Genomic DNA, 10159 nt, shown 5'->3' with positions numbered 1-10159 from the left:
GGGCTCTGTCCCGGCTGTTTCCCCTGGCCAGGCCCCGGCCCGCGCGGTCCGTCGTCGCCCGGCGTTCGACGCGGAGGTGAGCCAGGTGAAAGCCGTCGTCTACGAGAAGCCATTCAGCGTCACGATCAGGGACGTCGAGGATCCGCGGATCCAGCACCCGAACGACGTGTTGGTACGGGTCACGTCGACCGCCATATGCGGATCCGACCTGCACATGTACGAGGGGCGTACGGCCGCCGAGTCGGGCATCGTCTTCGGCCACGAGAACCTCGGCATCGTCGAGGAGATCGGCTCCGGCGTGACCTCGCTGTCCGAGGGCGACCGGGTGGTCATGCCCTTCAACGTCGCCTGCGGCTTCTGCAAGAACTGTCTGGCCGGCAGGACCGGCTTCTGCCTCACGGTGAATCCGGGCTTCGCCGGCGGAGCCTACGGCTATGTGGCCATGGGCCCCTACAAGGGCGGCCAGGCGGAGCTGCTGCGGGTTCCGTTCGCCGACTTCAACTGCCTGAAGCTGCCGCCGGGCAACGAGTTCGAGACCGACTTCGTGCTGCTCGCGGACATCTTCCCGACCGGCTATCACGGCTGTGAGCTGGCCCAGGTGATTCCGGGCGAGAGCGTCGCCGTCTTCGGGGCCGGCCCGGTCGGGCTGATGGCCGCGTACTCCGCGCTGCTGCGCGGTGCGGCCAAGGTGTTCTCGGTCGACCGCGTGCCCGAGCGGCTCGCCAAGGCGGAGCAGATCGGCGCGATACCGATCGACTTCACCAAGGGCGACCCGGCCGAGCAGATCAAGGAACAGACCGGAGGCGAGGGAACGGACAAGGGCGTCGACGCCGTCGGCTACCAGGCCCAGGCGCACGACGCGAGCCACGAGGAACCCGCCGTCGTCCTGAACACCCTGGTCGAGACGGTACGGCCGACCGGCATGCTCGGCGTACCGGGCCTGTACGTCCCGTCCGACCCGGGCGGACCCGACGAGCACGCCAAGCACGGCCAGCTGCTGGTGTCCATCGGCAGGATGTTCGAGAAGGGGCAGCGGATGGGCACTGGTCAGTGCAACGTCAAGCAGTACAACCGGCAGTTGCGTGACCTGATCATCGCGGGGCGGGCCAAGCCCAGCTTCGTGGTCTCCCACGAGCTGCCGCTGGAGGAGGCGCCGGGCGCCTACGAGAAGTTCGACCAGCGGATCGAGGGCTACACCAAGGTCGTCCTGCACCCCGGGCACGCACTCGCGGCGTAGCACCGGCGATGACACAGCGCGGCGGACCGCCTCCCGTGACCGGTCCGCCGCGCACGGCTACGGCTGCCGGGTGCCGCCCCCGCCCGTCCCGGCACCCGGGGTCGGAGCAGGGGTGAGGGCGGTGATCCACTCGGCGGGCCAGGGAGCACTCGCCCGGTCCGCGTGCTGCGGCACGTGGACGACCGTGTAGCGGCCGGACGCGGCGAGCTGCCGGGGACGGCCGTCGATCTCCTCGCCCCACACCTCGAACCGGAACGTCATCGAGGAGGTGCCGACGCGTTCGACGGTCAGGACGGTCGTCACCTCCTGCTGGAACCAGAGCGGCGCGGTGAAGTCGACCTCGTAGCGCACCCGTGGCGCGGCACCGAAATAGCCGACGACGCCCCGCTCGCGCACGAGTGCCGCCTCGGCCGCCTCCACGAACCGCACCACCGCCGAGTTGTGGTAGTGCCCGGAGGCATCGGTGTCCGGCCACTCCACCCGGCACCGGTGGACGGCTCGGACCTCTTCAGCAGGTTCAGGAGCCGGAGAAGCCAAAGGAGTGTCCTTCCGGGAGCTGGTATCTCGTATTTTTCACGATCGTCACGTGAAGTCAATACCAGAGTGGTCTGCCGGGCCCTTACGGCCCGGCAGACCTCTCCTGCCGCTCTTTCCGCTGCTAGCTGGTACGGCCCGCAGGAGCGTTCCGGTCCTCCTCGGCCACCGGTGTGGCGCCCTCGTGCCCCGCGCCCGTGCCCGCCGCCGGTTCCGCCCGGTCGGCGTGGCCCGGCCACCAGGCCGCGTGGCCGATCAGCGCCGTGAGGCTCGGGGTGAAGAACATCGCCATGACGAAGGCGGCCACCGCGATGCCGAAGGAGACCGCGAAGCCCATCTCCGTGAGCAGCGAGTTGCCCGCCAGCATCATCGTGGCGAAGGTCGCCGCCAGGATGAAGCCCGCCGCGGCCACCGTGGGACCGGACTGCCGCACCGCCATGCCGGCCGCCTCGCGCGGCTCCCGGCCCTCACGGGCCTCCTCGCGGAGCCGGGCGATCATGAGGATGTTGTAGTCCGTGCCGATGGCGACCACGAAGAGATACATGATCACCGGCAGCATGAACATCAGACCGGGCTTGTTCTGCGCCTCCTGGAAGATCCAGACCGTGGCGCCGAGCGTGGCGCCGAAGCCGAGCCCGACCGAGGCGATCAGGTACCAGGGCGCGACCACACTGCGCAGCAGCAGCCCCAGGATCACCATGATCAACAGGGCGGCCACGGGGAACACCGTCCGGTAGTCGTGGTTGACCGCGGAGTCGATGTCCTTGTAGATCGAGGACATGCCGCCGACGAGTGCCTCGGTTCCCCCGGGCGCGTCGGCGTGCGCGACGTCACGCACCCGGCCCACGGTGTCTATGGCCTTGTCCGTGGACGCCTCGTACTTGAGGGTTACGGTGAAGTCCGCAGTGGTCCCGGCCTTGTTCACCTGGGCCATCCGGGCGCTCGCGACACCGTCCACGGCCCCGAGCTTCTGCGCGTACGCGTCGAAGGAGGACGTGTCCAGCGCCTTGCCGTCGGTGCTGGACAGGTAGACGTCGGTGGGCGCGGCGGCACCGGCCGAGTACGCGTTCTGCATCCGGTCCTGGACGACCATGGACTCCTTGGTCTTGGGCATCGAGCCCGAGGCCAGGTCGAACGTGGCGTGGAAGCCCAGGGTGCCCAGGGACAGGACCACCAGCACGAGACCGGAGACCGCGGCGGTCAGCCCCGGGCGGCGCTGCACACCACGGCCCAGGGCCGCGAAACGGGCGTTGGCCGGCTCCTGCTGCCAGGACTTCGAGGGCCAGAACACCTTCGGGCCGATCAGCGACACCACGGCCGGGATCAGCGTCAGCCCCGCGACCAGGGTGACGGAGACCGCGATGGCCAGCGCCGGGCCCATCTGCTTCAGGAAGCCCAGCGTGGACAGCACCAGCGCGAGGAACGCGATGATCACCGCACCGGCCGCCGAGGCGATGGCCTCGCCGACCCGCGCGACCGCGTTGACCATGGCCTGCTTGGGTTCGTCACCCGCGCGCAGGCGTTCGCGGTACCGGAACATCAGGAACAGGAAGTAGTCCGTACCCACGCCGAACAGCACGACGATCAGGATCGACGACACGGAACTGTTGGCCTGGAGGCCGAACAGCTTGGTGGCGTACGCGATGAGCCCGTTGGCGATCGCGGACACCACGCCGATCACGATCAGCGGCAGGAACGCGAGGATCGGCGCGCGGAAGATGATCAGCAGGGTGACCAGGATGATCACGAACGTGCCGATGCCGATCAGCGCCTCACCGCGCTTGGACGAGTCCTGCTGGTCGAGGGCCTGCGCGGCCGAACCGCCCAGCCTGACCTCCAGGTCCGTGCCCTTGGCCAGTTGCTTGACGTCGTCGCGCAACACCTTGGCCGCGTCCGCCTGCACGGGCTGACCGGCGTTCTTGCTGTCCATCTGCACCAGGATCAGGTCGTACCTGCCGTCCTTCGACGGCTGGCCGGGGACGACCTTCTGGACCTGGTCGATGTGCTTGCCGCCCAGCTCGGTGGCGAACCGGGAGACGTCCTTCTTGTCCTCGGCGGTGAGCTTGCCGCCGTCGGTGCGCTGGTACAGCGCGATCGCGGACGGGGTGAAGGCGCTGGGGAACGCCTTCGCCTGGAGATCGGCCGCTTTGATGGACTCGTAACTCTTGGGCAGGAAGCTGCTCTCGTCGCTGTTCGAGGGCAGGCTCGGGGCGGTGGCGACGATCGCCACCGCCGCGATCAGCCATGCCACGATCGTCCAGACTGGATGTCGGACGACGGCAGTGCCAATTCGTCGGAACATGCGGAAGGTCCTCCTGGGTAGGAAGATCACCGCAGCCCGGGGAGCGGACCCTGGCATCGGCGACCCCGACCGGCACGCGTTCCAACGAGCCGGTCGCATGGTTGTCTTGACGCCATATGTTAGGGATCACCTGTGAAGATCGGTCCACTGGGTTTTTCGCGCCGCGTGTACCTGCGCCTTTCCCGGCGCCCGCCGGCGGCCCTGTCATCTGTACGACGGAGGTCCGGTCGGCGACCATCGGAGACGTGATCGCGGCACCGTCGCCCGTCCCCGAAAGGGCCGAACCATGTCAATGATCGGTCAATGGCAGCTGCGGGCCGCGTTCGCGGTGCGGCTGTCGGAGATGTACGGGCGGGAGGTGCCCGCCTACACGACGCTGGTGGACGTCTCCCGCGAGGTCAACGAGGACGTCCTGCGCGCCCGTGGAGCCGACGCCGAACGCCTCGGCTCCATCGGCAGGGTCACCGCCGAGCGGCACGGCGCCATCCGCGTCGGCACACCGCGCGAACTGCACCAGGTCGCCCGCGTCTTCGGCGCCCTCGGCATGCACCCGGTCGGCTTCTACGACCTGCGGGAGGCCGCGTCCAGCGCCGTGCCCGTCGTCTCCACCGCCTTCCGGCCGGTCGACGGAGAGGAACTCGCCCGCAACCCCTTCCGGGTGTTCACCTCCCTGCTCACCCCGGCCGACCCCCGCTTCTTCGACGCCGACCTGCGCGCCCGCCTGGAGACCTTCCTCGCCGCCCGCGAGCTCTTTCCCCCGGACCTGCTCGCGCTGGCCGACCGCGCCGCGGCCGACCGCGGACTACCCGCGGACGACGCCGAACGCTTACTCCAACTCGCCGTGCAGGCCTTCGAGTTGTCGGCCGAGCCGGTGGACCGGGCCTGGTACCGGACCCTGGAGCGGGTCTCCGCCGTCGCCGCGGACATCGGCGGCGTCCGCAGCACCCACATCAACCACCTCACGCCACGCGTCCTGGACATCGACGAGCTGTACCGCCGGATGACCGACCGCGGCATCGAGATGATCGACACCATCCAGGGCCCGCCGGCCTGGAAGGGCCCCGACGTCCTGCTGCGCCAGACCTCCTTCCGCGCCCTGGCCGAGCCCCGCGCGATGCGCACCGAGGACGGCAGCGTCGTCAGCGGCGCCCTGCGGGTGCGCTTCGGCGAGGTCGAGGCCCGCGGCATCGCCCTCACCCGGGCGGGGCGTGCCCTGTACGACGAACTCCTCGGCCGCGTCGACGAGCAGGCGGCCCGGCAATCCGCGGCGGCCCGCGACGACATCGCGCGCGCCGTCTGGGAGCGGTACCTGCCCGGCAGCGAGGATGAGCTGGCGGCCCAGGGGCTGGCGTACTTCACCTACCGGCTCGCCGACGACCGGCCGCGTGACGGCCGCACACCGCCCACCGGTGTCGCCGAACTGGTGCGGCAGGGCTGGGTGCGCGCCGAACCCGTCGTCTACGAGGACTTCCTGCCCCGCTCCGCCGCCGGCATCTTCCAGTCCAACCTCAGCGGCGAGGGCACCCGCGACAACGACCGGCAGGGCACCGCCCACGACGCGGACTGGCTCTCCGGCGCCCTCGGCCGCGAGGTCCTCGACCCCTTCGCCCTCTACGAGCAGCAGCAGAACCGCTCCCTCGCCCAGGTCGCCCGGGCCCTCGGCCTCACCGATCCCGTCCGCTGACCCCTCACCCCCCGGAGGACCAGGATGACCAGCACCGCTCTGCCCACCACGGACGAACTGCGCGCCCGCGCCCGGGCCTGCCTGCGGAACATCGGTGCGGAGGCAGCCGAGGGCGCCGACTTCCCGGCCCGCACCCCCATCACCGGCGAGCACCTCTTCGGGCTGCGGGCGGCCACCGGAACCGACGTCGAGGAGGCCCTCACGGCCGCCCGGACCGCCTTCCTCACCTGGCGCACCACCCCGGCCCCGCGCCGCGGTGACCTGGTGCGCCGTCTCGGGGAGCTGCTGCGCGAGCACAAGAGCGACCTGGCCGACCTGGTCACCGTCGAGGCGGGCAAGATCCGCTCCGAGGCGCTCGGCGAGGTCCAGGAGATGATCGACATCTGCGACTTCGCGGTCGGCCTGTCCCGCCAGCTGTACGGCCGTACGATCGCCTCCGAACGCCCCGGCCACCGCCTGGCCGAGACCTGGCACCCGCTCGGCGTGGTCGGTGTCATCTCCGCCTTCAACTTCCCCGTCGCCGTCTGGTCCTGGAACACCGCCGTCGCCCTGGTCTGCGGCGACACCGTGGTCTGGAAGCCCTCGGAACTCACCCCGCTGACCGCCCTGGCCTGCCACCACCTGCTGGCCCGGGCCGCCGAGGAGACCGGCGCCCCGCGCGACGTACACCGCCTGCTGCTCGGTGACAGCGCGGTCGGCGGGCGGCTCGTCGACGACCCCCGGGTGGCCCTGGTCAGCGCCACCGGCTCCACCCGCATGGGCCGCGAGGTCGGTCCCCGCGTCGCCGCCCGCTTCGGCCGCAGCCTGTTGGAGCTCGGCGGCAACAACGCCACGATCGTCGCCCCCTCCGCCGACCTCGATCTCGCCGTCCAGAGCATCGTCTTCGCCGCGGCCGGCACGGCCGGCCAGCGCTGCACCACACTCCGCCGGCTCATCGTCCACCGCGACATCGCCGACACTCTCGTCGAGCGCCTGACCGCCGTCTACGGAAAGCTCCCCGTCGGCAATCCGTTCGACGCCACGACACTGGTCGGCCCGCTCGTCACCACCGGCGCACTGGACCGCATGCACGACGCACTCACCCGCGTCCAGGCCGAGGGCGGCAAACTCCTGGCCGGCGGGAACCGCCGCCTCGCCGAGGCGGCACCCGCGGCGGCCTACACCGAGCCCGCCCTGGTCCGAGTCGACGAACAGACCGACGTCGTACGGGAGGAGACCTTCGCACCGATCCTGTACGTCCTCGGCTACGACACCCTCGACGAGGCGATCGCACTCCACAACGACGTCCCGCAGGGCCTGTCGTCCAGCATCTTCACCCGCGACCAGCGGGAGGCCGAGGTCTTCCTGTCCGCCGCCGGCTCCGACTGCGGCATCGCCAATGTCAACATCGGCACCTCCGGAGCCGAGATCGGCGGCGCCTTCGGCGGCGAGAAGGACACCGGCGGCGGCCGCGAGTCCGGCTCCGACGCCTGGAAGACGTACATGCGCTCCGCCACCAACACGGTCAACTACTCCGGCGAACTCACCCTGGCCCAGGGCGTCAGCTTCCTCTGACCACCTGTCAGGCATCCTCCCGGAAACGGGCGGCCAGTTCGCTGCGGGAGCGGATGCCGAGCTTGGAGTAGACGTGCGTCAGGTGGTACTGGACGGTCTTGACGGAGATGAACAACTCCAGCGCCGTCTGCTGGTTGGTCGCCCCGGCCGCGACCAGCCGGGCCACCGCCTGTTCCTGTGCGGTCAGGTGCGCCATGCCCGGGGCGAGACGGGTGATGTGCAGGCCGCCCGCCTGCAGCTCCCGGTCGCAGCGCTCGACGTACGTACGGGCGCCGAGCATGGCGTAGGCGTCGCGGGCGTTCCTGAGCACCGTGTCGGCCTCGCGGCGCTTGCCGGCCCGGCGCAGGGTCTGGCCGAACGCGAAGTTGACCCGGGCCCGGTCGTAGGGGAGCGGGAGGTGTTCCACCTGCGTGAGCGCCTGCTCGAACTCCTTGCGGGAGGTGTCGATGTCACCCCGGGCCGCGGTCAGCCGGGCCCGGGCCAGGCCGAGCCGGGCCAGCGCCGAGCGCCGGCCCCGGCGGGCGGCCGGCTCCTCGTGGCCCGGGAGGAAGGCATCGGCCTCGTCCAGGCGGCCCGTCATCACCAGCGCGTTGGCGTAGACGTCGGCCCACGGCCAGAACCCCGGCTCGTCGACCGACTCCCGCGCGGTCAGCTGTACCACCGGTGACAGTGCCTCGACGACCCGCTCGTAGTCACCCCGGGCCTCGGCCACCTGGGCGCGGGCCATGCAGGCAGGGACCAGCATCACCTCGTAGTCGTGCAGGCCCGCGGCGGCCTCGCGCACATGCCGGTCGGCCGCCTCCCAGTCGCCGCGCAGGGCGTGGATCTGAGCGCCGGTCCAGTGCACCAGCGGCCGGACCAGTTCGATACGGGCCTCGGCGAGATGCGCGGCGGCCCGCCGGACCGTCTCCAGCGCCTCCGGCCAGGCCCCCAGCGCGAAGTGCGTGCGGGCCAGCCACCCCTGCGCCCACAGCGAGATACGCGTGGAACCCATCCGGAACCCGGTGGGCACCGCCGCCTCCAGCAGAGGCCGCGCGGCCTCCGGCGCGTCCAGGGCGAGGTCGACCCAGCCCCGGCCGACCTGGAACCGCTGCGGCTGGGCGCCCCCGGGCAGCCGGGCCGCGGCGGCCTCGTACATGGCGAGGGCCTCCTCGGCGCACCCCATCGCTGCGAGCCCCAGCCCGAGCACGGCCTCCGACTCGATACCGGAGGGATCACCCGGCCTCGCCAGCCGGATGGCCCGGCGCGCCCAGGCGACCATGTCCCGTCCGTCCCAGCGGCCCAGGGCGTGCAGCACCATGCGCTGGCAGATCGTCGCGGTCAGGTCCGGGTCCCGTTCGGGGTCGCTGCGTTGCCACGCCTGGGTGAGGAAGGCCTCCGCCTCGGCCGGCCGGCCTCGCATGATGGCCAGATACCCGAGCACCGCGTCACGCAGGGTGTCGGCCGGAAAGCTCTCCAGCTCGCCCGCGAACGCCGTCGCCTGCGGAACGTCCCCCGCCCCGACCATCGCGTCGACCGCACGCAGCAGCCGCTGCTGCCGTACGGACCGCTCGGTGCTCAACCGCCCCGCACGGATCAGGGCGTCGGCCACTGCGGACCACTCGCCAGCCGAGGCACGCCCGGCCGCGTACCGGTCGAGGGCGTCCGCGAGCGCGTCGTCCGCCGTGACCGCCGCGGCCACCTGATGGGCGAGGCTACGGCCCTCGTCGCCGGCGATCCCTGCGGCCCTGCGGTGCAGCTCCGTGCGCCGGGTCAGCGCGATCCCGTCCAGCACGGCGGCCCGTACCAGCGGGTGGGTGAAGGACAGCTGGGCGCGCCCCGGTTCGAGGGCTGCGGTCAGCAGGCCGGCCGCGACCGCCTCGTCGGCGGCGGGCATCGGCGCGGCGAGCCGCACCAGCGCGGCGGCCTCGGCGAGGGCGGCCTCGGGGCCGAGTACGGCGCAGGCCTCCACCAGCTCCCGGGCCGGGGCCGTGCACCGGGCGAGCCGGTGCCGGATCCGCGCGGCGTAGCGCGCCGGGGCGGGCAGCTCCGGGCGCCAGTCCTGCCAGGTCTCCGTCGGCAGTTCGCGCAGCAGCTGGGTGATGTGCCGGGGGTTGCCGCGGGTGTGCCGGCACAGGTGCCGGGCCGCCGGCAGATCCAGGGCCCGCCCGGCGGCCCGCTCCGCCAGCACCCGCACGTCCTCGGGCGTGAGCGGACCGGGGCGTACGGCGTCGTCGCGGCAGGCGTCCAGGAACTCCAGCGTCGCCAGCACCGGCAGGGGCAACTCGGTGTGCCGGCTGCGCACCTCGTAGAGCTCGTGCGGATCGTCCCGGGCGACCAGCACGACGAGCACCCGCTCGGCGGACATCCGGCGCACCGCGGAACGCATCGCGCGCAGACTCTCGACGTCCGCCCAGTGAGCGTCGTCGACCACCACGACCAACGGCTCGCGCTCCTGCCGGGCCGCCCACTGCCGGTGCAGCAGCCGCGCCGTCTCCGGCACCGAGGAACCGCCGGGCCCGGCCCCCAGCAGCTGGGCGGCGACCCCGAGGGGCACGTCGGACTCCCACGGCACCCCGGTCACCGACAGCACCGCCACGCCCGGGGCCGGCCCGGCCGTCACCGCCGCCACCAGCGCCGTCTTCCCGATGCCCGCCGGGCCCTCCACGAGCACCAGACCGGCCCGGCCCGCGTGGGCTCTGCGCACGGCACCCGTCAGCGCGGCCACCTCGGCGTCCCGGCCCACGAGCCGTGCCCGCTGATCCGCGCGGTCCTTCATGGCTCGCACGCTAACACCGCCCCCCGCCGGCCCCCCCTTCAACCGAGGTCGCCACCGGCGACCGGCAGCACCGTGCTCGTGATGTACAAC

Annotated in this window: 6 protein-coding genes; 3 read left to right on the top strand and 3 right to left on the bottom strand. The window is 72.1% G+C overall.

The features are described from left to right. The first annotated feature begins 85 nt into the window (after positions 1-85). Positions 86-1237 carry a glutathione-independent formaldehyde dehydrogenase gene (locus KVT45_RS36575; protein WP_217553481.1) on the top strand — a complete coding sequence of 384 codons (1152 nt, stop codon included), beginning with the start codon at positions 86-88 and terminating at the stop codon, positions 1235-1237. 57 nt (positions 1238-1294) lie between these two features. Here the strand turns inward: KVT45_RS36575 and KVT45_RS36570 are convergent, their stop codons facing one another. Both KVT45_RS36570 and KVT45_RS36565 read right to left on the bottom strand, forming a co-directional pair. Beyond that, positions 1295-1717, bottom strand: a complete 423-nt coding sequence (locus KVT45_RS36570; protein ID WP_217553480.1) for a thioesterase family protein — start codon at positions 1715-1717, stop codon at positions 1295-1297. A 178-nt stretch (positions 1718-1895) separates the two neighbouring features. Beyond that, positions 1896-4073 carry an MMPL family transporter gene (locus tag KVT45_RS36565; RefSeq protein ID WP_217553479.1) on the bottom strand — a complete coding sequence of 726 codons (2178 nt, stop codon included), beginning with the start codon at positions 4071-4073 and terminating at the stop codon, positions 1896-1898. A 292-nt stretch (positions 4074-4365) separates the two neighbouring features. Between KVT45_RS36565 and KVT45_RS36560 the strand changes: the two genes are divergently transcribed. Further along, on the top strand, positions 4366-5757 hold the full coding sequence (locus KVT45_RS36560; protein ID WP_217553560.1) for a VOC family protein: 1392 nt from the start codon (positions 4366-4368) through the stop codon (positions 5755-5757). Positions 5758-5781: 24 nt separating this feature from the next. Continuing rightward, positions 5782-7311, top strand: a complete 1530-nt coding sequence (locus tag KVT45_RS36555) for an aldehyde dehydrogenase family protein (protein ID WP_217553478.1) — start codon at positions 5782-5784, stop codon at positions 7309-7311. A gap of 7 nt (positions 7312-7318) precedes the next feature. Here KVT45_RS36555 and KVT45_RS36550 read toward each other — a convergent pair whose 3' ends face one another. Next, a complete protein-coding gene (locus KVT45_RS36550) occupies positions 7319-10069 on the bottom strand; it encodes a LuxR family transcriptional regulator (RefSeq protein ID WP_217553477.1) in 2751 nt (916 codons plus the stop codon). Between the last annotated feature and the right edge of the window lie 90 nt (positions 10070-10159).

Origin of the sequence: Streptomyces sp. GbtcB6 (genome assembly GCF_019091475.1) — a bacterium.
GTDB classification, from domain to species: domain Bacteria; phylum Actinomycetota; class Actinomycetes; order Streptomycetales; family Streptomycetaceae; genus Streptomyces; species Streptomyces hyaluromycini.
The sequence above is the reverse complement of the archived record's forward strand: the minus strand, read 5'-3'. Positions and strand labels throughout refer to the sequence as shown.